Annotated in this window: 24 protein-coding genes; 14 read left to right on the top strand and 10 right to left on the bottom strand. The window is 65.0% G+C overall.

Annotation, left to right across the window (positions count from 1 at the left end):
• Positions 1 to 33: 33 nt before the first annotated feature.
• Positions 34 to 2772: a DNA mismatch repair protein MutS gene (gene mutS, locus IVA79_RS32485; protein ID WP_247560863.1), complete on the bottom strand. Its 2739-nt coding sequence runs from the start codon at positions 2770 to 2772 to the stop codon at positions 34 to 36.
• A 216-nt stretch (positions 2773 to 2988) separates the two neighbouring features.
• Between mutS and pcaF the strand changes: the two genes are divergently transcribed.
• The 6 genes from pcaF to IVA79_RS32515 all read left to right on the top strand — a co-directional run bounded on the left by pcaF (position 2989) and on the right by IVA79_RS32515 (position 9669).
• Positions 2989 to 4197 (top strand): 3-oxoadipyl-CoA thiolase, encoded by a 1209-nt coding sequence (gene pcaF / locus IVA79_RS32490; protein WP_247560865.1) that lies wholly within the window; start codon positions 2989 to 2991, stop codon positions 4195 to 4197.
• Between the two features lie 118 nt (positions 4198 to 4315).
• Positions 4316 to 5209, top strand: coding sequence for a dioxygenase (locus IVA79_RS32495; RefSeq protein ID WP_247560867.1), 894 nt, complete (start codon positions 4316 to 4318; stop codon positions 5207 to 5209).
• Positions 5210 to 5330: 121 nt separating this feature from the next.
• Positions 5331 to 6032, top strand: a complete 702-nt coding sequence (gene pcaH, locus IVA79_RS32500; RefSeq protein WP_063199241.1) for a protocatechuate 3,4-dioxygenase subunit beta — start codon at positions 5331 to 5333, stop codon at positions 6030 to 6032.
• Positions 6033 to 6623, top strand: a complete 591-nt coding sequence (gene pcaG, locus IVA79_RS32505; protein ID WP_247560869.1) for a protocatechuate 3,4-dioxygenase subunit alpha — start codon at positions 6033 to 6035, stop codon at positions 6621 to 6623. It begins immediately after the preceding gene.
• Between the two features lie 219 nt (positions 6624 to 6842).
• Positions 6843 to 8531, top strand: a complete 1689-nt coding sequence (locus IVA79_RS32510; protein WP_247560871.1) for a methyl-accepting chemotaxis protein — start codon at positions 6843 to 6845, stop codon at positions 8529 to 8531.
• A 76-nt stretch (positions 8532 to 8607) separates the two neighbouring features.
• A complete protein-coding gene (locus IVA79_RS32515; protein ID WP_247560873.1) occupies positions 8608 to 9669 on the top strand; it encodes an ecdysteroid 22-kinase family protein in 1062 nt (353 codons plus the stop codon).
• A 161-nt stretch (positions 9670 to 9830) separates the two neighbouring features.
• Here IVA79_RS32515 and IVA79_RS32520 read toward each other — a convergent pair whose 3' ends face one another.
• The 3 genes from IVA79_RS32520 to IVA79_RS32530 are packed head-to-tail and all read right to left on the bottom strand — an operon-like array spanning position 9831 to position 13045.
• Positions 9831 to 11387, bottom strand: coding sequence for an MDR family MFS transporter (locus tag IVA79_RS32520; RefSeq protein WP_247560875.1), 1557 nt, complete (start codon positions 11385 to 11387; stop codon positions 9831 to 9833).
• A gap of 19 nt (positions 11388 to 11406) precedes the next feature.
• Positions 11407 to 12570, bottom strand: a complete 1164-nt coding sequence (locus tag IVA79_RS32525) for an HlyD family secretion protein (RefSeq protein WP_247560877.1) — start codon at positions 12568 to 12570, stop codon at positions 11407 to 11409.
• Positions 12563 to 13045 (bottom strand): MarR family transcriptional regulator, encoded by a 483-nt coding sequence (locus tag IVA79_RS32530; RefSeq protein WP_247560880.1) that lies wholly within the window; start codon positions 13043 to 13045, stop codon positions 12563 to 12565. Before IVA79_RS32530 ends, IVA79_RS32525 begins: the two co-directional genes overlap by 8 nt.
• A gap of 157 nt (positions 13046 to 13202) precedes the next feature.
• Here IVA79_RS32530 and IVA79_RS32535 point away from each other — a divergent pair, with 157 nt between their 5' ends.
• The 3 genes from IVA79_RS32535 to ispG are packed head-to-tail and all read left to right on the top strand — an operon-like array spanning position 13203 to position 15983.
• Complete coding sequence (locus IVA79_RS32535) at positions 13203 to 13697, top strand: transcriptional repressor (RefSeq protein WP_247560882.1); 495 nt, start codon at positions 13203 to 13205, stop codon at positions 13695 to 13697.
• A gap of 36 nt (positions 13698 to 13733) precedes the next feature.
• The gene (locus IVA79_RS32540; RefSeq protein WP_247560884.1) at positions 13734 to 14687 is read left to right on the top strand and encodes a DMT family transporter; all 954 of its coding nucleotides are present in this window, start codon (positions 13734 to 13736) and stop codon (positions 14685 to 14687) included.
• A 12-nt stretch (positions 14688 to 14699) separates the two neighbouring features.
• Positions 14700 to 15983: a flavodoxin-dependent (E)-4-hydroxy-3-methylbut-2-enyl-diphosphate synthase gene (gene ispG / locus IVA79_RS32545; RefSeq protein ID WP_247560886.1), complete on the top strand. Its 1284-nt coding sequence runs from the start codon at positions 14700 to 14702 to the stop codon at positions 15981 to 15983.
• 9 nt (positions 15984 to 15992) lie between these two features.
• Here the strand turns inward: ispG and IVA79_RS32550 are convergent, their stop codons facing one another.
• Both IVA79_RS32550 and IVA79_RS32555 read right to left on the bottom strand, forming a co-directional pair.
• Positions 15993 to 16415, bottom strand: coding sequence for a type II toxin-antitoxin system VapC family toxin (locus IVA79_RS32550; protein WP_247560888.1), 423 nt, complete (start codon positions 16413 to 16415; stop codon positions 15993 to 15995).
• Positions 16408 to 16797: a hypothetical protein gene (locus IVA79_RS32555; RefSeq protein ID WP_247560890.1), complete on the bottom strand. Its 390-nt coding sequence runs from the start codon at positions 16795 to 16797 to the stop codon at positions 16408 to 16410. The genes IVA79_RS32550 and IVA79_RS32555 overlap by 8 nt, the downstream gene beginning before the upstream one ends.
• 124 nt (positions 16798 to 16921) lie before the next feature.
• On the opposite strand from IVA79_RS32555, the gene IVA79_RS32560 reads away from it, so the two are divergent.
• The 3 genes from IVA79_RS32560 to IVA79_RS32570 all read left to right on the top strand — a co-directional run bounded on the left by IVA79_RS32560 (position 16922) and on the right by IVA79_RS32570 (position 20151).
• Entirely contained in the window at positions 16922 to 17818 is an 897-nt protein-coding gene (locus IVA79_RS32560; RefSeq protein WP_247560892.1) for a TauD/TfdA family dioxygenase, read from the top strand.
• Between the two features lie 179 nt (positions 17819 to 17997).
• Positions 17998 to 19335: a Rieske 2Fe-2S domain-containing protein gene (locus IVA79_RS32565; protein ID WP_247560895.1), complete on the top strand. Its 1338-nt coding sequence runs from the start codon at positions 17998 to 18000 to the stop codon at positions 19333 to 19335.
• 3 nt (positions 19336 to 19338) lie between these two features.
• The gene (locus IVA79_RS32570; RefSeq protein ID WP_247560897.1) at positions 19339 to 20151 is read left to right on the top strand and encodes an N-acetylmuramoyl-L-alanine amidase; all 813 of its coding nucleotides are present in this window, start codon (positions 19339 to 19341) and stop codon (positions 20149 to 20151) included.
• A 30-nt stretch (positions 20152 to 20181) separates the two neighbouring features.
• Here the strand turns inward: IVA79_RS32570 and IVA79_RS32575 are convergent, their stop codons facing one another.
• The 3 genes from IVA79_RS32575 to IVA79_RS32585 form a co-directional block, all read right to left on the bottom strand.
• Positions 20182 to 21789, bottom strand: coding sequence for a Na+/H+ antiporter (locus IVA79_RS32575; RefSeq protein ID WP_247560900.1), 1608 nt, complete (start codon positions 21787 to 21789; stop codon positions 20182 to 20184).
• Between the two features lie 48 nt (positions 21790 to 21837).
• Positions 21838 to 22692, bottom strand: a complete 855-nt coding sequence (bla, locus tag IVA79_RS32580; protein WP_247560902.1) for a class A beta-lactamase — start codon at positions 22690 to 22692, stop codon at positions 21838 to 21840.
• A 209-nt stretch (positions 22693 to 22901) separates the two neighbouring features.
• On the bottom strand, positions 22902 to 23276 hold the full coding sequence (locus IVA79_RS32585) for a nuclear transport factor 2 family protein (RefSeq protein ID WP_247560904.1): 375 nt from the start codon (positions 23274 to 23276) through the stop codon (positions 22902 to 22904).
• 96 nt (positions 23277 to 23372) lie between these two features.
• Between IVA79_RS32585 and IVA79_RS32590 the strand changes: the two genes are divergently transcribed.
• Positions 23373 to 23801: a GFA family protein gene (locus IVA79_RS32590; protein WP_247560906.1), complete on the top strand. Its 429-nt coding sequence runs from the start codon at positions 23373 to 23375 to the stop codon at positions 23799 to 23801.
• 183 nt (positions 23802 to 23984) lie between these two features.
• On the top strand, positions 23985 to 25796 hold the full coding sequence (locus IVA79_RS32595) for a caspase family protein (protein ID WP_247560908.1): 1812 nt from the start codon (positions 23985 to 23987) through the stop codon (positions 25794 to 25796).
• 116 nt (positions 25797 to 25912) lie between these two features.
• Here IVA79_RS32595 and IVA79_RS32600 read toward each other — a convergent pair whose 3' ends face one another.
• Positions 25913 to 26836, bottom strand: coding sequence for a polyprenyl synthetase family protein (locus IVA79_RS32600; RefSeq protein ID WP_247560910.1), 924 nt, complete (start codon positions 26834 to 26836; stop codon positions 25913 to 25915).
• Positions 26837 to 26983: the final 147 nt, after the last annotated feature.

Genomic DNA, 26983 nt, shown 5'->3' on the forward strand with positions numbered 1-26983 from the left:
GGCAAGCTTCGCTTTGCCCACCCTACGGCACCGTCACTGCTTCGGCAGCCTGGCTTTCAACGCATAGAGCGCATCCAGCGCCTCGCGCGGCGACATCTCGTCGGGGTGCAGCGCCTTCACAGCTTCCATCAACAGCTCGGCTTCGCTCGGCGGCGCGGCTTCAGCTGCGGCACGCGAGGGCACTGCGAACAATGGCAGATCGTCCACCAGCGCGCGCGCGGTCTGGCCGCGATCCTGGGCTTCGAGCTTGGAAAGCACCGATTTTGCACGCGTGATCACCGCGGGCGGCAGGCCGGCGAGTTTTGCCACCTGGATGCCATAGGAGCGGTCGGCTGAGCCCGGCAGCACCTCGTGCAGGAACACGACATTGCCCTGCCATTCCTTCACCCGCACGGTGGCGTTGAACATCCGCGGCAGTTTTGCCGAGAGCGCGGTCAGCTCGTGATAATGCGTGGCGAACAGGGTGCGACAGCGATTGCTTTCGTGCAGATGCTCGATCGCGGCCCAGGCGATGGAAAGGCCGTCGAACGTCGCGGTGCCGCGGCCGATCTCGTCGAGGATCACGAGTGAACGCTCGCCGGCCTGGTTCAGGATCGCGGCGGTCTCGACCATCTCGACCATGAAGGTGGAGCGGCCGCGAGCGAGATCGTCGGCGGCGCCGACGCGCGAGAACAGGCGGTCGATGATGCCGATCCGCGCGCGCGTCGCCGGCACGAAGCTGCCGATCTGGGCCAGCAGCGCAATCAGCGCGTTCTGGCGCAGGAAGGTCGACTTACCGGCCATGTTGGGACCGGTGAGCAGCCAGAGCTGGCCGGACTTTTGGCCAGGGGCCGGAGAGAGATCACAGGCATTGGCGATGAAGGGCTCGCCGTTGCGCTTCAAGGCCTGCTCGACCACGGGATGGCGGCCGGCCTCGATCGCGAAGCCGAGGGAGTCGTCCACCTCCGGTCGCACATAATTGTCGTCGACCGCGAGTTTTGCGAGTGACGTTGCGACGTCGAGCAAGGCAAAAGCGTGAGCCGCGGCGCGCAGATCGTCGCTGATCGTCATGGCCTTCGCCGACAGCCGCTCGAAAATCTCGAGCTCGAGCCCGAGCGCGCGGTCGCCGGCATTGGCGATCTTGGCTTCGATTTCGCCCAGCTCCGACGTGGTGAAGCGCACCTGGCCGGCCAGCGTCTGGCGATGGATGAAGGTCGCGTTCAGCGGCGCTGACATCAGCTTGTCGCCGTGCTGCGCGGTGACCTCGACGAAATAGCCGAGCACGTTGTTGTGGCGGATCTTGAGGCCCTTGACGCCCGTGCTATCGGCGTAGCGCGCCTGCATCGAGGCCACCACGAGGCGCGAGGCGTCGCGCAAATTGCGCGCTTCGTCGAGCGCGGGCTCATAGCCCTGACGGACGAAGCCGCCATCGCGCTTGATCAGCGGCAGCTGCTCATCGAGCGCACTGGCGAATTCCGCCGCGAGCTCGCGCGAGGGCCTTTGCAGCGCTGCCATCACCGCCGCGATCTCCTGCGGCGGCTGGTCGAGCTCGCCAAGCCGCGCCAGCACCTGGTCGGCGGCGATGATGCCGTCGCGGATGCCGGCGAGGTCGCGCGGGCCGCCGCGGCCGACCGAGAGGCGGGCCAATGCCCGCGACATGTCGGGCGCGCCGCGCAAAATGCTGCGGATGTCCTCGCGCGCGGCTGAATCGGCAACGAAGGCGCTGACCGCGTCGAGCCGGCGTGCGATCATGGGCGCGTCGGTCAGCGGCGCCGCCAGCCGCTGCGCCAGCAGGCGCGAGCCGGCCGACGTCACGGTGCAGTCGATCGCGTCGAGCAGCGAGCCGCGGCGTTCACCGGCGAGCGTCCGCGTCAGCTCGAGATTGGCGCGTGTGGCGGGATCGATCGCCATGGTCGCGCCCGAGGCTTCGCGCGCGGGCGGCGACAGCGGCGGATGCTTGCCGACCTGGGTGCGGTCGACATAGGTGACGGCGGCGGCCGCGGCAGTGGCCTCCAGGCGCGTGAGCTGGGAGAGCCCGTCCATGGTCGCGACCGCGAAATAATCGCACAGCCGTCTCTCGGCGGTGGCGCCGTCGAAGACGTCGCGCGTCAGCGGCGTCACCGCCGGCAGCTCGCGCAAGGTCTGTCCGAGCTCGCTGTCGTTGTAGAGCGCGTCGGTGACGATCGCCTCGTTCGGGTTGATGCGCGCCAGCGTCGCGGCGAGCTCACCGCTAGAGCATTCGGTGACCATGAATTCGGCGGTCGAGATGTCGATCCAGGCGAGGCCGAAGCGATCGCCGCCGCCGGAGGCGCGGGCCCGCGCGATCGCCAGCAGGTAATTGTTGGCACGCGCATCGAGCAGCGTGTCCTCGGTCAGTGTGCCCGGCGTCACCAGCCGCACCACGCCGCGGCGCACCACGCTCTTGTTGCCGCGCGCTTTTGCAGCCGCAGGATCTTCGGTCTGCTCGCAGACCGCGACGCGGTGGCCGGCGCTGATGAGACGATGCAGATAGTCCTCGGACCGTTCGACCGGCACGCCGCACATCGGGATGTCGGCGCCCTGATGCTTGCCGCGCTTGGTCAAGACGATGCCGAGCGTCTTGGAAGCGATCTCGGCGTCCTCGAAGAACAATTCGTAGAAATCGCCCATCCGGTAGAACAGCAACAGGCCCTGATGCGCCGCCTTGATCTCCAGGTACTGTTCCATCATCGGCGTGACGCGCGCGGCGGCTTCTGGCGGCGGCGCGGGCGCTTCGTCGGCGGGCGGAATGGGTATCGGCTGTTGCATGGTCATGGGCGGCGCAACCTACAAAATTTCGCATCCCGCTCCTATCGCTTTGGCCGTCGGGAGCGGGTTTTCCACGTTGTCCGCATTGCGGCATGCGTGGCCGGCGTGCGGCCCCCTCGGAACACGCGCGTATCAGTCAATTGACCTGCCGCGGGCGCCCTCCTAAAACTCCGCCGTCATTGAAGAATTCTGGCCGAACCGCGGCATTCAGGGAGAACAGCGATGCGTGACGTCTTTATCTGCGATGCCGTGCGGACCCCGATCGGCCGCTTCGGCGGCTCCCTCGCCAAGGTGCGCGCCGACGATCTCGCCGCCGCCCCGATCAAGGCGCTGATGGCAAAGCACCCCAATCTCGACTGGGCGCAGGTGGACGAGGTCTTCTTCGGCTGCGCCAACCAGGCCGGCGAGGATAACCGCAATGTCGCGCGCATGGCGCTCCTGCTCGCGGGTCTGCCGGATTCGGTTCCCGGCCAGACTCTGAACCGGCTCTGTGCCTCCGGCCTCGATGCGGTCGGCGCCGCAGGTCGCGCCATCCGCTCCGGCGAGATCGAGCTCGCCATTGCCGGCGGCGTCGAATCCATGACGCGCGCGCCCTTCGTGATGGGCAAGGCGCAGGAGGCCTTCTCGCGCTCGGCCGAGATCTTCGACACCACGATCGGCTGGCGCTTCATCAATCCGCTGCTGAAGGCGCAGTATGGCGTCGATGCCATGCCGGAGACCGGCGAGAACGTCGCCGAGGAATTCCAGGTCTCGCGCGCCGACCAGGACGCCTTCGCCATCCGCTCGCAGCAGCGGGCAGGCGCTGCGATTGCGGCGGGCTATTTTGCGGAAGAAATCATCCCGATCACGATTCCCGGTGGTAAGGCGGGCCCTGTAACCATCGACAAGGACGAGCATCCGCGGCCCGAGACCACGCTGGAGGGCTTGGCCAAGCTGAAGCCGATTGTGCGCAATCCCGGCACGGTCACCGCCGGCAATGCCTCCGGCGTCAATGACGGCGCTGCCGCGATGATCCTGGCTTCGGAAGCTGCGGTGAAGAAGCACGGCCTGACGCCGCGCGCACGCATCCTCGGCCTTGCCTCGGCTGGCGTGCCGCCGCGCATCATGGGCATCGGCCCCGTGCCGGCGACCCGCAAGCTGATGGAACGGTTGGCTAAGAAGATCAGCGATTTCGACCTGATCGAGCTCAACGAGGCCTTCGCCTCGCAGGGCATCGCCTGCATGCGTCAGCTCGGTGTTGCCGATGATGCCGATTTCGTCAATCCGCATGGCGGTGCCATCGCACTCGGCCATCCCCTCGGCATGAGCGGCGCGCGTCTCGCGCTTACCGCCGTCCACGGCATGGAGAAGCGCGGCGGCAAGCTCGCCCTCGCCACCATGTGCGTCGGCGTCGGCCAGGGTGTCGCGGTCGCGATCGAGAAGCTGAACTGACGAGACGCGTAGCGTCTCGTCATCCCGGGGCAGCCCGACAGGGCTGAACCCGGGATCTCGAGATTCCGGGTTCAACCCTGTCGGGCTGCCCCGGAATGACAGGGAGAAGGATGGCGCCATGATCATTGCGCGCGAGCAGGACGTCACAACCGCGGCCCTGGCGGTGATGGAGCGGACATCCGATCCGCGGCTTCGCCAGATCATGGTCTCTCTGGTCAAGCACCTGCACGACTTCGTTCGCGATGTTCGCCTGACGGAGGCGGAATTTCGCGACGCCGCCGCGATCGTGGCCGAGCTCGGCAAACTCACCACCGACACGCATAATGAAGTCGTGCTGATGGCGGGTTCGCTCGGCGTCTCACCGCTGGTGTGCCTGCTCAACAATGGAGATCAGGGCAATACGGAGACCGATCAATCGCTGCTCGGGCCGTTCTGGCGGTTGAACGCGCCGCGGGTCGAGAACGGCGGATCGATCGTGCGCTCGCAGACGCCGGGCGCGCCGCTGTTCGTGAGCGCCCGAGTCGTGGACAAGGATGGCTGTCCCGTCGCTGGTGCCGAGGTCGATGTCTGGCACGCCTCCCCGGTCGGCCTCTACGAGAACCAGGATCCTGAGCAGGCCGACATGAACCTGCGTGGCAAGTTCACGACCGACGGGGATGGGCGCTTTTCCTTCCGCTCGGTGATGATGGTCGGCTATCCCATTCCGACCAATGGCGTGGTCGGCCGTCTCTTGGCGGCGCAGGGCCGGCATCCCTATCGCCCGGCGCATCTGCACGCCCTGATCTTCAAGCCTGGATTCAAGGTGCTGATCTCGCAGGTCTACGATCCCTCCGATCCGCATATCGACAGCGACGTGCAGTTCGGGGTGACGCAGGCGCTGATCGGCAAGTTCCAGCGCCATGAATCGCCGCATCCGACGGCTCACGACGTCACCGCGCCCTGGTATTCCCTCGACCACACCTACCGGCTCGAAGCCGGAGAGGCCGTGCTGCCGCGCCCGCCGATCAAATAGCGGGTGGCTGCCGCGTGCGGGATTCCCTGCCAAACCCGCTTCCCCAAATTAGTTATATCCTATAATGATTGGCGGAAGCGTTGACCGGCCGGACCGAGAATGGCCGGGGAGGAGTTCGCCGATGACATTCATCTATCCCACCGACAGCAACAAGGCGCATCCGCTGCCGCTGTCGCCCGAGTACAAGAGCTCGATCAAGCGCGCGCCGAACAAGCCCCTGATCCCGATGCGCCATACATTGTCGGAGCTGACCGGCCCGGTCTACGGCCACGAGACCGTGCGCGACGGCGACAACGATCTCACCCGGCAGCACAGCGGCGAGCCGCTCGGCGAGCGCATCATCGTGCACGGCCATGTGCGCGACGAGGACGGTCGCGGTGTCCCGAACTCATTGGTCGAGATCTGGCAGGCCAATTCCTGCGGCCGCTACGTTCACGTCCGCGACCAGCATCCGGCGCCGCTCGATCCGAATTTCACGGGGGCCGGCCGTACGGTGAGCGATGCTAGCGGCTACTACCGCTTCGTCAGCATCAAGCCTGGCGCCTATCCCTGGGGCAATCACCACAATGCGTGGCGGCCGGCGCACATTCATCTGTCGGTGTTCGGCCATTCCTTCGTCACGCGCCTCGTGACGCAGATGTACTTTCCGAACGACCCGCTGTTCCCGTTCGATCCGATCTTCAACTCGGTGCCGGACGAGAAGGCGCGGGCGCGGATGGTCTCCTCGTTCGACCTCGAGAACACCCAGCCCGAATGGGCGCTGTGCTACCGCTTTGACATCGTGCTGCGCGGCAAGAATGCCACCCCCATGGAGAATAGCTAAGTGCAGGATAATGGGATCACGCCATCGCAGACCGTCGGTCCGTTCTTCAAATACGGCCTGACGCCGAATGGCGAGTACGCCTGGAACGACGCGTTCACCAGCTCGACGCTCACACCCGATGTCACGGGCGACCGCATCCGTATCGAGGGCCGCGTGTTCGACGGCGACGGCGTTGCCGTGCCGGATTGCATGCTGGAGATCTGGCAGGCGGACGCGCAAGGCCGCTTTGCCGACCCGCAGGACAAGCGTGCGTTGCCGAATGCGAGCTTCCGCGGCTTTGCCCGTTGCGGCACTAACAAGGACGGAAATTACGCCTTCGACACCATCAAGCCCGGCGCGGTGCCGGATCCCGACGGCAAGCCGCAGGCGCCGCACATCCTCCTTGCGGTGTTCGGCCGCGGCATGTTGCGGCATCTCTACACCCGCATCTATTTCAGCGACGAGGCCGGCAACGCCGCTGATCCCGTGCTGGCGCTGGTGCCCGCTGATCGCCGTGCCACGCTGACCGCGGTGCGCGAGGCCGGCAAGCCGGTCTATCGCCTCGATCTGCGGCTGCAGGGCGACAATGAGACGGTGTTCTTCGACGTGTGAGACAAGCGCGCCGGTGAGCCAGCTCGCCGGCGCCAGTTCCTATTCCGCGCAATCGGCTCGCCGTGCGCCAGTCTTTCTGACCCAAGACCGACGATCAACGTCCAATTGCCGTAGTTCTACGGAGCCGTTCTTTTTTGCAACCTCTCCGCGAGTCAATTCCGTATTTACCACATTGATCTAGGCTCCACGCGGTTTTGGCGCGCGCCCTGGATCATTTTCATGAAAATTCGTTTGTCGTTGTCCTCCGCGATCGTTGCGTTCGGCATCGTTCTCGCCATCGGCTTTACCGCCGTGGTTTCAACCAGTCTGTACGCCCTGAAAGAGCTCAAGGTCGGCGGTCCGCTGTACTCCGACATCAAGCTCGGCAACGACCTCATCGCGGATATCCTGCCGCCACCGGAATATGTCATCGAGGCCTATCTCGAGGCGACCCTGGCCATGCGCGAGCCGGACCAGCTGGCGGCCCACGGTGAACGCCTGGTCCAGCTCCGCAAGGATTACGATGAGCGCAAGGCGTTCTGGGTCACCTCCAGCCTCTCGGCCGACCTGAAGACGGCGCTGGTGTCGAAATCCGATGCCGAGGTGCAGAAATTCTGGAAGGCGTCCGACCAGCTCCTGCCGGCCCTCAAGGCCAAGGACGCAGCCGCTTCCGAGCGCGCCTATGCGCAGCTCAAGGACGCCTACACCGCGCATCGCGCCGTGATCGACAGCATCGTCGAGAGCGCCAACAAGCAGAATGCTGCCATGGAGAAGCTGGCCGCGGACCGCGACAGCTCGATGCTCTTTATCCTCCTTGGGGTGTCCGCCGCCGTGCTGGCCTTCATTGCCGCGGGCCTGCTCGGCGTTGCCCTCGGCGTCGTGCGTCCGATCGTGCGCATGACTGATACGATGCAGAAGCTCGCGACCGGCGATCTCGCCGCCGATATTCCTTTCGCGCATCGCCAGGACGAGGTCGGCTCGATGGCGGGCGCGCTTGTGGTGTTCAAGCAGGCGGCGGTCGAGAATTCCCGACTGCGCGAGGAGCAATTGCGGCAGGAGCAGGAGGCGGCGCTGGCCAAGCGCAGCGCCCTGCACCAGATGGCCGAGACCGTCGAGCGCGAGACTGGCCGCTCGGTCGACACCGCGAGCGCGGCGAGCCATGGCGTGGAGCGGGCCGCCACCAGCCTGTCCGAGATCGCAAGTTCGCTCTCCGCGCAGTCGCAGGCGGTCGCGGCGGCCTCCACCCAGGCCCTCGGCAGCTCGCAGACCGTCTCGGCTGCGGCCGAAGAACTGAGCGCCTCGATCCGCGAGATCGCGAGCCAGGTCGCGCGGACCAGCACGGTCACCAAATCTGCCGTCGCCGGCCGCGAGCAGGCGCGTTCGACCATTCAGGCGCTGGCCGGATCGGTGAAGAAGATCGCCGAGGTCTCCGATCTCATTGGCGGCATCGCCGGCCAGACCAATCTGCTGGCGCTCAACGCTACGATCGAGGCGGCGCGCGCCGGCGAGGCCGGTCGCGGCTTCGCCGTGGTCGCCGCCGAGGTGAAATCCCTGTCGGACCAGACGGCAAAATCCACCGAGGAGATCGGGCGGCTGATTGCCGAGATCCAGGCCTCGACGCAGGCTGCGGTCGATGCCGTCGAGACGATGGGAGGGCACATCGTCGAGATCGACGGCGTCGCGACCTCGGTTGCCGCCGCGATGGAAGAGCAGGACGCCGCGACACGCGAGATCACGCGATCGATTTCCGAATCGGCGTCCGCGGCGAAGGAGGTCTCGGCCAAGATCGGCAATGTCAGCCGCGACGCCGCTTCCGTGAACGAGCGCGCCGCGGAGGTCAGGCAGGCGATCGCCGGCATGGCGGCCAATCTCGAACAGCTCCGGTCGGTCGTCGTGCGGACCGTGCGCGACTCGACCGCGGCAGCCTGAGCCCGGCGGCCTCTCGGCCGCTGGTGCCCGGGAGTGTGATCGTGCAGTATGGCGCCGGACAGGGGCATCGTGGTTCATGACATCTCCACAATTGCCGGCGGTCGTTGAGCCCGCCCGACTGACGGCCGCGCTGCGCCGGGGCGGCGTGCTGGACGCCGGCGCGGTCCGCGAGGTGAAGGTGCTGCACCAGCGCGACACTGTCGTGTCGCATATCATCCGGCTTGGCCTGCGCTATGTCGGCGAATCCACCGGCGCCCCGCAGTCGCTGATCCTGAAAACCGCGAATTCCGACTTCGCCGAGAAGCTTGCCGATGGCGGCCGGCACGAGGTCGAATACTACACGCGACTGACGCCGAGCATGCCGCGGGGGCTGGTGCCCCGCTGCTTCGATGGACATTTCGACGAGGGCAGCCTCACCTGGCATCTCCTGCTCGAGGACCTCACCGACAGCCACGAGATCGCGGCGGCCTGGCCGCTGCCGCCGTCGCGCGAGCAAATGATCGCCATCGTCACCACCCTCGCACGCTGGCATGCCGCCTGGTGGGACCATCCGGGCCTCGGCGACACTGTCGGCACCTGGGCGAGTCCCGAGGACAGTGCAGAGCGCATGGAGGCCTTCGCGGGCCATTACGACCGCTTTGCCGATTCTCTCGGTGACCGCCTCAGCGAGGAGCGGCGTATCCTCTATCGCCGTCTGATCGATCAGTCGGACCGGCTGTCGCAGCGTTACCACTCACGCCGTCACCTCAGCATCACCCATGGCGATGCACATGTCTGGAATTTCCTGCTGCCCCGCGCCGGCGTCGTCGATACCGTGCGCATCTTCGATTTCGATCTTTGGAGTATCAACGTTCCGACCCACGACCTCGCCTATATGATGGCGATGCACTGGTATCCGCAGCGCCGGCAGGCGCTCGAACGCGCGATGCTCAACCTTTACCACGACGCGCTGATCGAGAGCGGCATCACCGGCTACACGCGCGGCGCGCTCGATCGCGACTATCGCTGGGCCGTGCTCTGGCAGATCACGAGGCCGGTCTGGCAGTGGAGCATCAACATCCCGCCGGTGATCTGGTGGAATAATCTGGAGCGGGTGATGGCGGCGGTGGATGATTTGGGGTGTGAGGAGCTGTTGTAGCGCGGCTCTTGTCCCGGGCGCGGTGCGGCGCGTAGCGGTGCGCTGGAGAACCGGGACCCATCGTGCCGCGGGCATGGGCCCCGGCTCAGCAACGCATCACACCGGACGATGCTTCGCATCGCCGGGAGTGCTGCGCTGGGTCCGAGGCACGGGATGTTCCGTTACTCCATCACCGCATGCTCCGGCCCGGCCGCCTGCTTGCGCAGCGTGGCCTTGGTCGAGCCGATCAGCAAGGCGAGCGGGATGGTGCAGAGGATGAAGATCATCACCAGCTGGTAGTCGTGCGCGAACGCGATGATCTGCGCCTGCACGCTGACCAACCTGTCGGCCATGGCGCGGCCGGTGTCGGTGGACAGGTTGATCATGCCGCGGACGTCGGGCATCTGGAGTGCGTGGTTGAACGGGTTGATGTGCTCGGACAGGATCGCATAGGTCCGCCGCGTTCCCTGCGTCAGCTGCGCGATGACGACGGAAATGCCGACGGAGCTCGCGACGTTGCGCATCAGGGTCAGCATGGCGGTGCCGTCGGTGCGCAGATCGTTCGACAGCGTCAGGAATGCCACCGTCGAGAGCGGCACGAAGACGAGGCCAAAGCCGAAGCCCTGGATGATGCTGACGGTGACGATCTCCGGCACCTGGGTCAGCTCGGTCCAGCCGGTCATCTGGAACAGCGAGCCCGCGGTCAGCGTCAGGCCGGCGATGATTAGCGTGCGCGCCTCGAAATAGCGCATCATGCGGCCGACCAGCATCATGGCGAAGAAGGTGCCGAAGCCGCGGCTGGCCAGCAAGAGGCCGGCGGTGATGATGGGATAGCCGATCACGTTCTGCATGTAGGGTGAGGCGAGCGCCATGGTCGAGAACAGCACGAGCCCCATCACGATCATGAACACGCAGCCGGTGACGAAGTTGCGATCCCGGAACAGCGCGAAGCGGATGAACGGCGTCGAGGTCGTGAAGGAGTGCGCGAGGAAGAAGTAGAACGCGACGGCCGAGACGATGAACTCCGCCAGGATCTCGTTGGATTCCAGCCAGCCCAATTGCTCGCCGCGGTCGAGTGCGAGCTGAAGCGCGCCGATCGCGATCGCCAGCGCCGCGAAGCCGAACCAGTCGAATCTCAGGCTGAGGTTCTTCTCGGTCTCATCCATGAACACGATGAGCCCGAGCACGGTGATGGCGCCGAACGGCAGGTTGACGAAGAACACCCAGTGCCAGGAATAGGTCTCGGTCAGCCAGGCGCCGAGTGAAGGCCCCATGATCGGGCCCATCATCACGCCCATGCCCCAGATCGACATCGCCTTGGCGCGCTCCTGGAGCGTGTAATAGTCGAGCATCACCGATTGCGACAGCGGCACCAGGGCCGCGCCGAACACGCCTTGCAACAGGCGAAACAGCACCATCTGGTTGATGTCCTGCGCGAGGCCGCACAGCACCGAGGCCATGGTGAAGCCGGCCGAGCAGATGATGAAGATGCGCTTGCGGCCGAAGCGGTTGGCGATCCATCCCACCGGCGCCGTCATGATCGCTGCGGCGACGATGTAGGAGGTCAGCACCCAGTTGATCTGGTCCTGCGAGGCCGACAGCGTGCCTTGCATATAGGGCAAAGCGACGTTGGCAATCGTGGTGTCCAGCGCCTGCATGATGGTCGCGGTCATGGCGCAGATCGTCACCATGTTCCGGCGCAGGCCGGGGACCATCAGACTGGCATTGGGGCCGGACATCGGATCAGTCTTTGTCTTGTTAGTCTTTGTCTTGGTTCGCTGTCGCCGACAGGCCGAGCAGGCCGGCCAGCGAGCGCCGATGGTCGGTGTCGATGGTGGCATAGACGCTCATGCCGGCCTTCAGCTTCCGCACGTATTTGTCGGTCTCGTCAAAATAGATGCGGATCGGCACGCGCTGCACCACCTTGACGAAATTGCCGGTGGCGTTCTGCGGCGGCAGGATCGCAAATTGCGCGCCGGTGCCGGGCGAAAGCGAGCCGATCTTGCCCTTGAAGACGTGGTTCGGGAACGCATCGACCTCGAGCGTGACGGGCTGTCCTTCGGTCACATAGGTGAGGTCGCTCTCCTTCGGGTTGGCGTCGACCCAGGGGTGAGCGACGTCGATGATCGAAAACACCGGGGTGCCGGCGGCGACATAGCGACCGAGCTGGATCTGCTCGACCTGCGTCGCCACGCCATCCATCGGCGCGCGCAGCACGGTGTGGTCGAGGTTGCGTTGGGCATCGTCCAGCTTGGCTTTCGCCTGTGCGTAGGGCGGGAACTGCTCCAGCGGCAGCGCGGCGTCGCCGAGCAGCTGCGTCTTGGCGTTGGAGAGTTGCTGCTTGATGTATTGCGCCTGCGCGCCGGCGGTGACCAGTGCGTTGGAGGCGTTGTCGAGATCGAGCTGCGAGCCAAAATTGTTCTTCACCAGCGCCTTCTTTCGCTCGACGTCGCGCTGCTTCAAATCGATGCCCTGCTGGGCCAGATCGAGCATGTCGCCATAGATCTTGATGTTGGCGACGAGGTTGTCATAGGTCGTGCGGGCCTGCGCGAGCTGCGCCTTGGCTTCGTCCACCGCGTGTCGAAACGGAACGGGGTCGATCTCGAACAGCTCGTCGCCCCGCTTGACCGACTGTCCTTCCTTGACGACAACCTTCTGGATCTTGCCGGAGATGTCCGGGGTCACCAGCACCTTTTGCGCGCCGACATAGGCATCGTCGGTGCCGACATAGCGGCCGCCATTGAGATAGAAGGTGAGGCCACCGATGACGGCGATCACGGGCAGCACGACCAGGAGCAGGAAACGGCGGTAGCGGCGCAGGCCCGCCATCAGGCGGCGGCGCGGATCGGTGCCGGCTTTCTTGGTGGGCTTGCCGCCGTCGGTCTTCTGCTCGGGCTGGAACTTGAGGACTTGGTCAGCCATAGCGCTGCTCCTTACGTGCTTGTTCCGCACCTGAGGTCTGGATCGCGGTGCGCACGTTTTCCTTGATGGTTTCGAGCTGGGTGAGGAGGCGATGGGCGTCCGCCGGCGTGATTCCCTCGAGCGCGTTGGCCGTCAGCTCGGACTTCAGCCCGCTCATCCGGCCCAGCAATTGCCGGCCGGCTTTCTTGAGATACAGGCGCTTGACGCGGCGGTCCGAGGCATCGCTGCGGCGCTCGATCCAGTCGTTGTCGCAGAGCTTGTCGATCAGGCGGGTCAGCGTGATCGGCTGCATCTCGAGCAATTCGGCGAGCTCCGACTGCTTCATGCCCTCGCTGCGCTCGACCTTGGCCAGCACCGCCCATTGCGCGCGGGTGATGCCGAACCGCGATGCCTCCTTGTCGGCATAGACGCGCAAGAGGCGGTAGAGCTCGCCCAGCGTGAACAGGAAGTTCTGGTCGACAGATCCGCGGCTCATGAGCTTGGTCTCCAATAAGCTTGGCATATAATAAGCAAGCTTATGATTATTTCATGGCGGGTTGACGCGACGCTGTCCCGCTGCAAGGGCATGGCTGACCGCCGCATTGCTGGTCGTGCTTTGGGTTCCGCCGCCGAAATGCTAGAAGGTTGGTTGTATGACCCCTGCTAAATCAGCCTTTCCCGCGCCCGACCACGATCACGGCCGCTGCACCGCGGACGCGCTGGCGCATGCGGAGGCGGTTTGCGAGGCTCGCGCGCAGAAATTCACGCCTATACGCCGCCAGGTGCTGCAAGCGCTGCTCTCCAGCCACCGCCCGCTCGGGGCCTATGAGGTGATCGACGAGCTCGCCAAATCCATGTCGCGGCCGGCGCCGATCACGATCTATCGCGCGCTCGATTTCCTGATGGCCAACGGCCTCGTGCACCGCATCGAGAGCCGCAACGCCTATCTCGCCTGCGCCGCCCACGACCACGACGCGACCTCGGCGGTGGCGTTTCTGATCTGCGAGCGCTGCGGCCTGGTCGGCGAGATCCCGTCGGCATCCTTCGCCGGGGATCTCAATGCCGCGGCGCGCAGCTCGGGCTTTGCTCCTAAATTGTCCGTGGTGGAGATCACGGGCGTCTGCACCCATTGTCAGAAAGCTGCATAAAGCAACAACGGCGCAAAGCCGGTTTTTCGGGAAGACATGTCCTCACCACAAGCCATACCGTCCGCCGGCCGCCCCCTCAGTGCCGGCGCCATTGCCCTGATGCTGATGCTGTGCATGACCTGGGGCTTCAACCAGATCGCGGTGAAACTGGTGCTGCCGGACATTCCGCCGATGCTGCAGGCCACGATCCGCTCGGCGGGCGCGCTGCCGGTGCTGTTCATCATCGGCACGCTTCGTGGCGTCAAATTCTTCGAGAACGACGGCACGTGGAAGCCGGGCTTGGTCGCCGGGCTGATGTTCGGCATCGAATTCGTGCTGATCTTCCAGGGGCTGCGCCTCACCTCCGCTTCGCGCGCGGTGGTGTTCCTTTACACGGCGCCGTTCTTCGTTGCGCTCGGCTCCTATCAGGTGCTCGGCGAGCGGCTCGGCGCCTCGCAATGGCTCGGCCTCGCCATCAGCTTTGCCGGCGTTGCGCTTGCGATCGGCGTGCCGCAGCCCAATGTCGATTCGCATGTTCTGCTCGGCGACCTCATGATCGTCGGCGGTGCCGCGCTGTGGGCGGCGACGACGCTGGTTGCCAAGGGCACTAGGCTGCGGTTCGCCGCGCCCGAGAAGGCGCTGGGCTATCAGGTCGCCATTTCGATCCCGATCCTGGGACTGGCGGCCTGGCTGTTCGGCGAGACCATCACGCATACGCCGGCGCCGCTGTCGCTCGGCCTGATGGCCTTCCAGGCGATCTGGGTGGTTGGAACCACGTTCACGCTTTGGTTCGCGCTGGTGAAGGCCTATTCGGCCAGCAAATTGTCGGCTTTTACCTTCATCACCCCTTTGTTTGGCGTGGTGGGTAGCTATTTCATCATGCACGACACCTTGAGCCTGGCGTTCGGGGCGGCGGCTGTCCTTGTAATTGCTGGGCTTTTTCTGGTTAACCGTCCCAGCTCAACGGCTGCGGCGCCGCGCGATGCATTGCTGAACGTCACCAAAACCTGATATTTGGACCCCATGAACAAGCCCGAAACCACCATCGATTCCGACATCGCGGGGCCCGCGCCGCGCCATCACACCACCCAGGTCAAGGTCGGCGACGTCGCCGTCGGCGGCGGTGCGCCGATCGTCGTGCAGTCGATGACCAACACCGACACCGCCGATATCGACGGCACCATCGCCCAGGTCGCAGCGCTCGCGCGCGCCGGCTCCGAAATGGTCCGCATCACCGTGGACCGCGAGGAAGCCGCGGCCGCCGTTCCGCACATTCGCGATGGCCTCGCCAAGCGCGGTATCACCACGCCGCTGATCGGCGACTTCCACTATATCGGCCACAAGCTGCTTGCGGCCTATCCGGCCTGCGCCGAGGCGCTCGCCAAGTATCGCATCAATCCCGGCAATGTCGGCTTCAAGGACAAGCGCGACACCCAGTTCGCCGACATCATCGAGATCGCGAACAAGAACGGCAAGCCGGTCCGCATCGGCGCCAATTGGGGCTCGCTCGACCAGGAGCTGCTGACCAAGCTGATGGACGAGAATGCCGCCTCCGCCAATCCGCGTGACGTCCGCGCGGTGACGCGCGAGGCCATGGTGCAGTCCGCGCTGCTCTCGGCTGCGCGTGCCGAAGAGCTCGGCATGCCCAAGAACCGCATCATCCTCTCCGCAAAAGTCTCGGCGGTGCAGGATCTCATCGCGGTCTATCAGGATCTCGCCAGCCGTTCCGATTATGCGATTCATCTCGGTCTGACCGAAGCCGGCATGGGCTCAAAGGGCATCGTGGCGTCGTCGGCCGCGCTCGGCATCCTGCTTCAGCAGGGCATCGGCGACACCATCCGCATCTCGCTGACGCCGGAGCCCGGCGGCGACCGCACCCGTGAGGTGCAGGTCGGCCAGGAGCTGCTCCAGACCATGGGCTTCCGCACCTTCGTGCCGCTGGTCGCCGCGTGCCCCGGCTGCGGCCGCACCACGTCCACCACGTTCCAGGAGCTGGCCCGCTCGATCCAGGATTTCATCCGCGACGAGATGCCGGCCTGGAAGACGAAATACCCTGGCGTCGAAGAGCTCAACGTCGCGGTGATGGGCTGCATCGTCAACGGCCCCGGCGAATCCAAGCATGCCAATATCGGCATTTCGCTCCCGGGCACCGGTGAAGCGCCGGCTGCGCCGGTGTTCGTCGACGGCAAGAAGTTCCGAACGTTGCGCGGCCCCACCATCTCCGCCGACTTCAAGGCGCTGGTGATCGACTACATCGAGCAGCGCTACGGCCAGGGCGCCAAGGTGCCGGTGACCGCGGCGGAGTAGTGCTTCAGGTCAGCATGTGATCGTGCTGACCTGACCTGTCTCGCCATATCTCAGCAGCAGACCGTCTCGTGTAATCACGCTCGCGCCTAGGTCGCGAGCGGTTGCAATGATGATTCGGTCCGCGGGATCGCGTGGCGGCTCGCCCGGCAAAAATGACGACGCGATCAAGATATCTGGCGTTAGCTCGGCGAGACGCATTCCCTCTACGGCAAGCAGCCGCTGAAACCAGAGTTCTGGCCTTGTGGAGAGGCCTAACCGGTTGCGTGCAACGAGCAAGCCGATTTCCCACGCCGTAATTGCGGACACGAAGATTGCGGTTCCCGCGCGATAGGCTGCCTCGATCGCTTCCCTCGCCTCGGCGGCGATGGGCTTGTCCTCGACAATCCAGATCGCCGCATGAGTATCGAGCAGAAGAGGCGCCGGTTCACTCATAGACCTTGCCCCAATCGGGATCCGCCGGCTGCGTCAAATCCACGCCCGAGGGGATATGTGCCAATCCTTTGAGTGCACCGAACAGCGGATGGCGGCCGAGCTTCTTGGCGCGCGAGGGCGGCGGTTCGGCGGAACTTGACTCGACGCGACGAAACACGACCTTGCGAGCCTTCGTGTCGACCTGCTCGGTACGGAAGCCCGCGGCTAACCAGACCTTGGTCATGACGTTGTTGGTCGGGTTGTTGCTCCACCAAGCTGGATATTGAGGAGAGTTAGGGGGAAGCTTGCTCCCGATGACCCGCTCGATCTCGCCAAAGGTCATGGGGACCTCTTTGGCCCGTTGAGACTTCAGAAATTCACCGAGTCGCTCATATTTACCCATAGCGGTCTCCATCTTCGCAGACACTATTAAAGCTTTATAAGTGTGTCAAGAGATCCGGCCCTTTGCGTCCGCTCCCGCAAAGCCTAGGATCGGGTGCAATCAAGAACACATCGGGAGAACCGCCATGAGCTCACTCGCCGGCAAACAGGGCCCGCGCTATCGCCACACGACTGAGGATGGCGCTTCTTACGAGACCATTGCGGTCGAGAAGCTCACGCCCATCATCGGCGCCGAAATCTCCGGCGTGGACATCGGCGCGCTCGTCGAGGGCGACGCCCGCTCCAACCGGCAGATGGACGAGATCCATCGCGCGCTCGCCGAAAACCTCGTGATCTTCTTCCGTGACCAGCACATCACGCCGCAGCAGCATCTCGCCTTCGGCCGCAAGTTCGGCGAATTGCATTTTCATCCCGCAGCTCCCCACGAGGACGACGACCCGGCGCTGATGAAGATCTACGCCGACAAGAACTCGCCGCGGGCCAACGGCGAGGGCTGGCACTCGGACGTATCCTGCGATCTCGAGCCGCCGATGGGCTCGATCCTCTACATCAAGCAATGCCCGCCGCGCGGCGGCGACACGCTGTTCGCCAACATGTACGCGGCCTACGAGGCGCTGTCGGATCGCATGAAGGCCTATCTCGACGGCCTCACCGCGCTGCACGACGGCGAGCCGATCTACCGCGGCCTCTACGCCAATTACGGCGTTGCCGACAGGCCGAGTTACCCGAACGCCGAGCACCCTGTCGTGCGTACGCATCCCGTCACTGGCAAGAAAGCGCTCTACGTCAATCGCGGTTTCACCCGCCACATCAACGGCGTCCCGCGTGACGAGAGCGATGCGATGCTGGCCTATCTCTACCAACACGCCGAAAACCCGCTGTTCCAGTGCCGCTTCCGATGGACAGAGAACGCCATCGCGTTCTGGGACAACCGCTGCACCCAGCACCGCGCGATGTGGGACTACTGGCCGCATACAAGGTCAGGTACGCGCGTGACGGTGAAGGGGGAGCGACCGGTCTAGGCGGCGGTGCCGTAGGGTGGGCAAAGCGAAGCGTGCCCACGTCTTTTGCCGTCATCGAGAGATCGTGGGCACGGCGCAAGCGCGCCTTTGCCCACCCTACGGCAGAATCTGTGCAGCTCTCGCGTTGACGTCCCAGCGCTCCCGCGCCAATCTTCCCGAAAACAAATCGGGAGGATGCCATGCTCCGCGCCGAGGACAACAAGTTCCTGACCGAGTCCGGCCCCGGAACGGGCATGGGCGAATTGCTGCGCCGGTTCTGGATTCCCGTGTTGCTCTCCGAAGAACTCCCTGAGCCCGACGGCGAGCCGAAGAAAATCACCGTGCTCGGTGAGGAGCTGCTCGCCTTCCGCGACACGCGCGGGGTCGTCGGCGTCATCGACCAATACTGCCCGCATCGCGGCGCCAATCTCTGGCTTGGGCGCGTTGAGGAGTGCGGCATCCGCTGCGTCTATCACGGTTGGAAGTTCGACACCGACGGCCGCTGCCTGGACATGCCGACCTCTTATCCCGATCTCAACGCCAAGGACCTGATCCGCATCAAATCCTATCCGGTGCGCGAATGGGGCGAGATGATCTGGGCCTATATGGGGCCTGCGGAGGCGATGCCCGAACTGCCCGATCTCGAAATGGCGCTGTTGCCGGCCTCGCACCGCTACGTCAGCAAGAAATGGCAGGACTGCAACTGGGTGCAGGCGCTGGAAGGCTCGATCGACACCGCGCATTTCACCTTTGCCCATCTCTCCTTCGACAAGGAGGAGGATGAGATCCTGGACATCAAGAAGCATTTTGTGAATCCGATTGCGCGGATGTCGAGCGATCACATGCGCTGGATCGCGGAGGATCCGCGCCCGGTGATCAAGATCAGCCCCCACGAGGCCGGGCTGACCATTGCCGGCGGCCGGCTTACCGGCGGCGACAACATCTATTGGCGCATTGCGCAGTTTCTGACGCCGTTCCACGCCTATGCGCCGAGCGCGATGCCGGGCGAGAACATCTTCGGGCAGACTTTCGTGCCGGTGACCGACACCAAGTGCTGGATCTATACCTATGCCTGGAATCCGGAGCGTCCGCTGACGCAAGGAGAGCGCGACGCCTATGACCACGGCAACGGCGTGATCGCGGAGGTCGACGACAATTACGTGCCGCTGCGTCACAAGGGCAACGATTATCTGATCGACCGCAAGCTCCAGAAGACCCGAAGCTATACCGGCATCAAGGGCGTCTCCGAGCAGGACGCCGCCGTGCAGGACAGCCAGGGGCCGATCGCCGACCGCACCCGCGAGCATCTCTGGCCGACCGACCTCGGCATCATGCATTTCCGCAAGGTCGTGATGGAGCTGGCGCGGGCGCTGCAGCAGGGCGAGCCGCCGCCGCAGGCCGCGCATCCGGACCGCTATGCGGTGCGCTCCGGTGCCTGCGTGACCAGCAAGACCAAGGACCTGCCCGCCGTGATGCTGGAACGCTTCGGCGATGTGGCGGGCTTCGTCGGTCGTCCCAGGATTGCAGCGGCGGAGTAGCGCTTGGGGCGACCGCGGAGCATCATCGTCGGCCTGATTGCGTCGATCCTGCTATCGTCGCTTGCGATGGTTGACAGCAGCGAGGCCGTGACCGCGCGAAAGATTGCAAGGCCCAAAGCCAGGCCGCAGGTATCGGCCAGATGCGAGATGCCCAAATTCCGGATTGTCGTGGACGTCGGGCACACCCCTGATTCCTACGGCGCCTTGAGCGCGCGCAATGATCCGGAGTTCGGCTTCAACTTCCGTCTCGCAAGTCTCATCACGGCAAAACTCAAGTCCGAAGGCTTTGCCGCAACCCGCCTGCTCGTCACGGACGGCAAGGCGCGGCCGAGCCTGTTCAAGCGGATCAGTGCCGCGAATGACGGCCGGGCCGATCTCTTCCTGTCGATTCACCACGATTCCGTACCGGACAAGCTTCTTGAGAGGTGGGAATTCGACGGCACGAACAGCTATTTCAGCGACCGCTTTTCGGGCCACTCGCTGTTCGTGTCGCAGCACAATCCGCACTTCGCCACCAGCCTGATGCTGGCCCGGATGATCGGCCGGCAGTTGAAGGAGCAGGGCCTGCACTATGCCAGCCAATATACCTTGCCGGTGATGGGCCGTTATCGGCGCCAGTTGCTCGACAAGGATTTCGGCGTCTACCGTTATGACGGGCTCGTCGTTCTCTCGCGGACAAGCAGTGCTGCCGTGCTGCTCGAAGCCGGCTCCATCATCAACCGCGACGAAGAGATGGAAATGAACTCACCGGAGCGGCAGCAGGCGGTTGCGGGAGCCGTTGCGGCCGCGATGAAGGAATTTTGTGAGAGGCGGTAGTTGCTTCGCTGCGCTCGCAATGACGAAATCCTACAGCGGCATCCCCCGATACTCGCGGTTCGCCAAACTCGCCTCCTCCAGATCCAGATCGCGCTCGATCCGCCGTCGCGTCTCGTCGGTGATCTGGCCATCGCGCAGGAGATTGTGGATGAATTTTCGTTCGGCGGCGATCAGGTCGCGGGTCAGCACGATGCCGGCGGCGGAGACGTCGTGACGGTTTGGATCGAGCGAATCCGGAAGCTGGTTAGCGCGGATCTCGTGACGCGCACGCAGAAGCCGCATCACCTCTTCGGAGACCCCCTGTTCCGCGGTCATTGCGTCGAGCGACTTGAGCGCGGCGTCCAGGGCCTGTCGGCGCGCAGCGATCTCGGCCTCGTGCTCGGCTGCATGCTCATTTCGGCCGGCATCGGCGACGCCGAGCCAACGCACCACGGGCGGCAGCGTCAGACCGACGCCGATCAGCGTGACGAAGATGACGCCGAAGGCGACGAACAGGATCAAGTCACGATATGGGAACGCCTCGCCATCAGGTAGCGTGAACGGCAGCGCCAGCGCCGCTGCGAGCGACACCGCGCCGCGCACACCGGTGAAGGCGAGCACGAACGGCCATTGCCAGGGTGGCGACGGATCGCGCTCGCGCAACGACTTGCTGAGCATCCGCGGCAGATAGGTTGCGGGATAGAGCCAGGCAAAGCGCGCGATCACGACGATCATCAGGACCACGGCGGTCGCGATCAGGATGTCTTCGAGCGGAAACGCCTTCGATTTCTCGTAGAGTGCGCGCATCTGAAAGCCGGTGAGCAGGAACAGCACACCCTCGATCAGGTAGATCACGAGGTCCCAGAAGAAGATGCCTTGCAGGCGCGTCGCCGACGAGATCAGCAGCGGGCCGTTCCAGCTCACATAGAGCCCGCAGGCAACGGTGGCGATCACGCCGGAGCCGCCGACGTGCTCGGGCAGCCAGTAGGAGACGTAGGGCGTGATCAAAGACAGCGTCAGCTCGACCTGCGGGTCCCCGGACCATTTGCGGAAGCGCAGGGAGAGCCAACCGACGCCGATGCCGAAGGCGATCTCGCTGGCGACGATCAGCAAGAACTCGCCGGCCGCGAGCGGCAGCGAGAAATGCCCGACCATGATCGCGGCCAGCGCGAAGCGGTAGAGGATCAGCGCGGTGGCGTCGTTGGCGAGCCCTTCGCCCTCGAGGATGACCACGAGCCGCCGCGGCAAGTTGAGCCGGCGCGCGATCGCGAGCGGTGCCACCACGTCGGGTGGGGCGACGATGGCGCCGAGCAGGAAGCCGATGGTCCAGGGCAGGCCGATCAGATAATGCGTGGCGGCCGCCACCATCGCCGCGGTGAAGATCACCGCGCCAACCGCAAGCAGCACGATGGGGCGCAAATTTTTTCTGAACTCGCGCCAGCTCATGGCGACGCTCGCCGAGTAGATCAGCGGCGGCAGCACCATCAGCAACACCAGTTCCGGCGGCAATTCCACAGCGGGCATGCCCGGCACGAAGGCGAGGCCGACGCCGGCCAGCATCAACAGGATGGCAGGGGCAACGTTGAAGCGGCGTGCGGCCAGCGCCACGCCCGCCAATACGGCCAGCAGGATGAGAAAGGTCTGAAACTTCGCTTCCATGATGGTCTGTCTTGAACCGGAAGCGGCGGCAACGTCAATGCGCGCGGCTCATGCCAGCCGCTCAGCCACCATCCGCCCGATGCGTGCAAAGGCGGCTTCGATCTGCCCTGCCGTCGGCGTGCCACCCTGGACATAGGCTGCGATCAGGATCGGTGTGTCGGGCTTCGGCCAGGCCACCGCGATGTCGCCCGCTGCGTCCTTGCCATTGGAGCCGGTCTTGTCGCCGATCTTCCAGCTTGCGGGCAGGCCGCCGCGCAGCCGGTTGGCGCCGGTCTTGCAGTTGACCATCCATTCGGTGAGCTGCGCGCGACAGGCCGGCGCCAGGGCTTCGCCCACCACCAGGCGCCGCAAATTGCCCACCATCGCTACCGGCGTCGTGGTGTCCTCGGGCTTGCCGGGCGATGAGCGGTTGAGCTCGGGTTCATTGTGGTCGAGCCGCGAGGTGGTATCGCCGAGTGAGCGCCAGAACGCGGTGAGCGCGGCGGGGCCGCCGATCCGCGCCAGCAGCAAATTGGCGCAGGTGTTGTCGCTGAGCTCGACGATCGCCTTGCACATGTCGGCGACCGACATCGCGCCGGCCGCGAGGTTTTGCTTGGCGACCGGCGCGTGGTCGAGCAGGTCGGCCTTGCCGTAAGAGATCATGGCCGCGAGCTCCTCGCCGCGATCGACCCGCGCCAGCACGCAGGCCGCGAGCGAGGCTTTGAATGTCGAACACATGACGAAGCGCTCGTCGGCGCGCCAGGCGAGCTTTGCGCCGCTGGCCAGGTTTTCCGCATAGACCCCGATCCGCCCGCCGCTCTCGCGCTCATAGGCTTCGAGCTCAGGCGGCGCGCCTGCGGCCAGCACGGGAGATACGGCCATCCAGCCGAATGAGGCGAGCAGGGAGCGGCGATCGAGAAGCATGGGGACTTTCAGGGGAGTTGAGGTGAGGTTGAAATGAACGCGCTATCCGCACCGTCATTGCGAGCGTAGCGAAGCAATCCAGAATCTTTCTGCGGAGGAATTCTGGATTGCTTCGTCGCAAGAGCTCCTCGCAATGACGTGTGGCGAGAGTTAGGCTCGCAGTGAAAAGTGGAGCGGGAGCAGCTCCCAAGTCGGAGGGCTTTGCCTCGTCACTCCCTCAGGTCGTACCGATAGGACTTCGACACGATCTGCCAGCCGTCGGCGAGCTTCATCGCCACCAGATAATCGGTGAAGAAACGCGGTGGCAGTTGGCACCGGACCTTGATGAAGGCGGTCTTGTCGTCCGAGCGGTCGATGGTGACGATGAAATCCTCGCGCGGCTTGCCTTCGGCCTTGCCGGAGGGGCGCTTGCGCACGCGGTCGAGCCAGTCCGACACGGTCAAAACCTGGAGCTCACCCTTCTCGACCCAGCGCAAATCCGCGGAGGGATGGAAGATGGCGCCGAGCTTTTCGGCGTCGCCCTCGTAAAGACCATCGAAATAGGACTGCACGACGGCTTCGACGCTCGAACGGTTCTGGCTCATGGGTCATCCTCTTGCATGATGGCTTGGGGCGAAACTTAGTCGTACACATCAAAATGCGCTATGGGTGTCTCTCGCCAATTGCGCAGGGACGCTGGAATGACCGGATTAGAAACTTCGAACGCTCGTATCCTGATCGGCGAATGCTACTGCCGCGCCGTACGCTTTGAGGTGGCCGACGCGTTCTCCTATGCGATGAACTGCCACTGTTCGAACTGCCGTCGCACCACCGGCGCCGCCTTCAAGCCGTTCGCCGGCATCACGCACGACAAGCTCCGCATCGTCCGGGGTGGGGACCAGCGGATGATTTTCGGCGACGAGACCGGCCATGACGCCCATTGTGGGCGATGCGGCTCGCTGCTCTATTCCCGGGTGCGTGACGGACAATGGGTCCATGTCGCCATGGGAACCCTGGTCGACGCCCCCTCGATCCGGCCGAGCGCCCACATTTTCGTGGCGTCGAAGGCGCCCTGGCACGAAATTACGGACAATCTGCCGCAATATCGGGGGCATATCGGCGATGCCTAGGGGAACTCGGCACATGCGCCTGCTTGGCAGCGAACCGTGACCGCGCTGGCGCGACAAACAAAGGGGACCTTTCGGGCTGTCGCCGCGCGGCCTTCGTGACCTCCATCACAAGCGCCGGCGCCAGATCCTGCTAAAGCGGCCCCAAAGGGGGGCTTGAACGTCCCGAACTTCGGAAGTCGTGTCATGCGCAATCTGCTCCGACTCTGCCCGCTTCTCCTCGCCGCTTCGCTGTCGTTCGGCGCTGATCCCGCTCTCGCCGGCAACCGCGTCGCGCTGGTGCTTGCCAACTCGGCCTATCAGCACGCGCCGTCGCTCGCCAATCCCGTCAACGACGGGGTGGTGATGGCAAAGACGCTGAAGGAGGCCGGTTTCGACGTCGTCGATTACCGACACGATCTATCGGCCCTGGAAACACGGCGGGTGCTGCGCGACTTTGCCGACGTGACCCGCACGGCCGACATCGCGGTGGTTTACTATGCCGGTCACGGCATCGAGGTCGAGGGCTCGAATTATCTGATCCCTGTCGACGCCAAGCTCGAGCGCGACACCGACGTCTATGACGAGGCGCTGTCCCTCGACCGCGTCCTGGTCGCGGTCGAGCCGGCAAAGCAGCTTCGTCTGGTGATCCTGGATGCCTGCCGCGACAATCCGTTCGGCAAGCGGATGAAGCGCACGGTGGCCTCGCGCGGCATCGGCCGTGGTCTGGCCCAGGTCGAGCCGACCAGTCCCAACACGCTGATCGCCTATTCGGCGAAGGCCGGCTTCACCGCCCAGGACGGCGACGGCGCCAACAGCCCGTTTACGGTCGCGCTGTCGAGGCATCTGACGACGCCGGGCCTCGATGTCCGCCGCGCCTTCGGCTTCGTCCGCGACGACGTGCTCAAGTCGACCGGTAACAAGCAGGAGCCGTTCGTCTACGGCTCGCTCGGTGGCGAGGATGTGCCGCTGGTTCCGGTCAAGGTGGCTGCCGCAGCTGCGCCGGCGCAGAACTCGCAGGCCGACATCCGCCGTGACTATGAGCTCGCGCTCCAGCTCGGCAACAAGGCGGCATGGGACGCTTTCCTCGCCCAGCACCCTGATGGTTTCTATGCCAATCTCGCCAAGCTCCAGGTCGAAAAGATCGGTGCCGAGCAGGCTCACGCAGCGGCGATCGCGAAGGCGAAGCAGGCCGAGGCCGAGCGGGATCGTCTCGCCGCCCTTGGCGCGCAGAAGGATGCGCAGGCCAAAGCCGCAGCCGATGCGAAAGCCGCCGAGCAGGCGCAGCTTGCCGCGCAGAAGGCGAAGGAGCAGGCGCAGCAGCAGGCGGCTGCCGCCGAGCAGCAGCGCGCCAATCTCGCCGCCACAGCCCCAAGCGCGGCGCCGGCCAGCACGGCGGGCCCCGCCGGAACCAACGTTGCGTCGCTGACGCCGGCGACCGCGCCGGCCGATCTCAGCCGCTCGGTGCAGGCCGAGCTTGGCCGCGTCGGTTGCTTCTCAGGTGCAGCCGATGGCAACTGGAATACGTCCTCGCAGCGCTCGCTGTCGCAGTTCAACCGCTATGCCGGCACCAAGCTCGACGTGAAGGTGGCAAGCACTGATGCGTTGGATGCGGTGAAGTCAAAACCGTCGCGCGTCTGCCCACTGGTTTGCGAGCATGGCTTCAAGGCCGACGGCGACAAATGCACGAAGATCGTTTGCCGTGAGGGTTATGCGGTCAACGACGACAATGAGTGCGAGAAGCAGCGTGCGGCCAAGCCGGCAAAGCCCGCGACGGCCAAGCGCGACGACGGCGATGAGCGTCCCGCACGGCAGCGTCGTCAGTCGGGCAGTGCGGCTGCCGGTGCCGCAGGCGGCTATGGTGCTGCAGCTGCGACCGGCGCGGGGCGCGCCTCGGCAGGCGGCGGCCAGATTTTTTGCAACGCTCTCCTCTGCCGGCCGGTCAAGCGCGGTTGCCACCTCGTATATCGCGGGGGCGGCGGCCCCCACGTCGACGCCAATGCCGAGGTCTGCGACTGAGAAGGGCGCTGCTTCTGCGCCAGTTGCCATAAGGGTGACGGCTATCTCACTGTTGCAGCGGCGGTGGTCTGCTCCCTCGCCCCGCAAGCGGGGAGAGGTGTAGATCGGGCGCTGCGTCAGCTCTTCCGTTCGGCCACGAACCGCGCCGCGGCCTGCAGCACGGCGGCCCGATCGCCGAAGATCGACACGGCGCTGTCGGCCCGCGCGAGCAGATCGCGCACGCGCTGCTTGGCGCCTTCGATGCCGAGCTGGGTGACGAAGGTGGTCTTGCCGAGCGCGGCATCGGCGCCGGCCGGCTTGCCGAGCGCTGCCGCATCGCCTTCGACGTCGAGCAGATCGTCCGCGATCTGGAAGGCTTCACCGAGCGCGCGGCCGTAATCGTCGAGCGCCTGATATTCCTTTTGCGAGGCCTGGCCGAGGATCGCGCCGGCGATGCAGCCGAAGCGCAGCAGCGCGCCGGTCTTCATCTGCTGAATACGCGCGACATCGATCGGCTCGTTGCCGCCAAAACGGCCTTCGCCGGCGAGATCGAGGATCTGGCCGCCGACCATACCGCCGATACCGGCGCAGCGCGCCAGCGCGCGTGTCAGCAGCAGTCGCACATTGGCGTCGCGATGGATCTCGTCGCGGGTGATGATGTCGAAGGCGAGCGTCAACAGGCCGTCGCCGGCGAGAATTGCGGTGGCGTCATCGGTCTGCTTGTGCAGGGTGGGACGGCCGCGGCGCAGATCCGAATTGTCCATCGCCGGCAGATCGTCGTGGATCAGCGAATAGCAGTGGATGCATTCGAGCGCCGCGCCGACGAGCAGTGCCGCCTCGCGCGGAACACTGAATACGGCTGCACTCTCGACCACCAGGAACGGCCGCAGGCGCTTGCCGCCGTTCAGGCTCGAATAGCGCATTGCGTCCATCAGTCGCTTGGGCCGGGCGATCTCATCGTGCAGGATGTCGTCCGACAGCAGGCGCCCGAGCAGGGCCTCGGTGTCATCAGCGGTCTTGTCCAGACGTTTGGCGAAATCGGACGGGGACGTGCCGGTCATCAAGAAGGGCTCCAGAACTAAAATTCGGCGGGACAATCCTTTATGAGGCCGCGCCAGTCAATCGTTTGGAAGGCCTAAAAAGTGCTGGAAAAGGCCCGAATTATCACAGACTTAATGGCAGGATCCGTGGCTGCGTTTCATTTTGCG

It is taken from the genome of Bradyrhizobium sp. 138, assembly GCF_023074075.1.
GTDB lineage: Bacteria > Pseudomonadota > Alphaproteobacteria > Rhizobiales > Xanthobacteraceae > Bradyrhizobium.

What these genes read in the sequence shown, in the direction of transcription:
- mutS (WP_247560863.1), bottom strand. Translation starts at nt 2,772, where the DNA reads ATGACCATGCAACAGCCGATACCCATTCCGCCCGCCGACGAAGCGCCC.
- pcaF (WP_247560865.1), top strand. Translation starts at nt 2,989, where the DNA reads ATGCGTGACGTCTTTATCTGCGATGCCGTGCGGACCCCGATCGGCCGC.
- IVA79_RS32495 (WP_247560867.1), top strand. Translation starts at nt 4,316, where the DNA reads ATGATCATTGCGCGCGAGCAGGACGTCACAACCGCGGCCCTGGCGGTG.
- pcaH (WP_063199241.1), top strand. Translation starts at nt 5,331, where the DNA reads ATGACATTCATCTATCCCACCGACAGCAACAAGGCGCATCCGCTGCCG.
- IVA79_RS32510 (WP_247560871.1), top strand. Translation starts at nt 6,843, where the DNA reads ATGAAAATTCGTTTGTCGTTGTCCTCCGCGATCGTTGCGTTCGGCATC.
- IVA79_RS32515 (WP_247560873.1), top strand. Translation starts at nt 8,608, where the DNA reads ATGACATCTCCACAATTGCCGGCGGTCGTTGAGCCCGCCCGACTGACG.
- IVA79_RS32520 (WP_247560875.1), bottom strand. Translation starts at nt 11,387, where the DNA reads ATGTCCGGCCCCAATGCCAGTCTGATGGTCCCCGGCCTGCGCCGGAAC.
- IVA79_RS32525 (WP_247560877.1), bottom strand. Translation starts at nt 12,570, where the DNA reads ATGGCTGACCAAGTCCTCAAGTTCCAGCCCGAGCAGAAGACCGACGGC.
- IVA79_RS32530 (WP_247560880.1), bottom strand. Translation starts at nt 13,045, where the DNA reads ATGAGCCGCGGATCTGTCGACCAGAACTTCCTGTTCACGCTGGGCGAG.
- IVA79_RS32535 (WP_247560882.1), top strand. Translation starts at nt 13,203, where the DNA reads ATGACCCCTGCTAAATCAGCCTTTCCCGCGCCCGACCACGATCACGGC.
- IVA79_RS32540 (WP_247560884.1), top strand. Translation starts at nt 13,734, where the DNA reads ATGTCCTCACCACAAGCCATACCGTCCGCCGGCCGCCCCCTCAGTGCC.
- ispG (WP_247560886.1), top strand. Translation starts at nt 14,700, where the DNA reads ATGAACAAGCCCGAAACCACCATCGATTCCGACATCGCGGGGCCCGCG.
- IVA79_RS32550 (WP_247560888.1), bottom strand. Translation starts at nt 16,415, where the DNA reads ATGAGTGAACCGGCGCCTCTTCTGCTCGATACTCATGCGGCGATCTGG.
- IVA79_RS32555 (WP_247560890.1), bottom strand. Translation starts at nt 16,797, where the DNA reads ATGGGTAAATATGAGCGACTCGGTGAATTTCTGAAGTCTCAACGGGCC.
- IVA79_RS32560 (WP_247560892.1), top strand. Translation starts at nt 16,922, where the DNA reads ATGAGCTCACTCGCCGGCAAACAGGGCCCGCGCTATCGCCACACGACT.
- IVA79_RS32565 (WP_247560895.1), top strand. Translation starts at nt 17,998, where the DNA reads ATGCTCCGCGCCGAGGACAACAAGTTCCTGACCGAGTCCGGCCCCGGA.
- IVA79_RS32575 (WP_247560900.1), bottom strand. Translation starts at nt 21,789, where the DNA reads ATGGAAGCGAAGTTTCAGACCTTTCTCATCCTGCTGGCCGTATTGGCG.
- bla (WP_247560902.1), bottom strand. Translation starts at nt 22,692, where the DNA reads ATGCTTCTCGATCGCCGCTCCCTGCTCGCCTCATTCGGCTGGATGGCC.
- IVA79_RS32585 (WP_247560904.1), bottom strand. Translation starts at nt 23,276, where the DNA reads ATGAGCCAGAACCGTTCGAGCGTCGAAGCCGTCGTGCAGTCCTATTTC.
- IVA79_RS32590 (WP_247560906.1), top strand. Translation starts at nt 23,373, where the DNA reads ATGACCGGATTAGAAACTTCGAACGCTCGTATCCTGATCGGCGAATGC.
- IVA79_RS32595 (WP_247560908.1), top strand. Translation starts at nt 23,985, where the DNA reads ATGCGCAATCTGCTCCGACTCTGCCCGCTTCTCCTCGCCGCTTCGCTG.
- IVA79_RS32600 (WP_247560910.1), bottom strand. Translation starts at nt 26,836, where the DNA reads ATGACCGGCACGTCCCCGTCCGATTTCGCCAAACGTCTGGACAAGACC.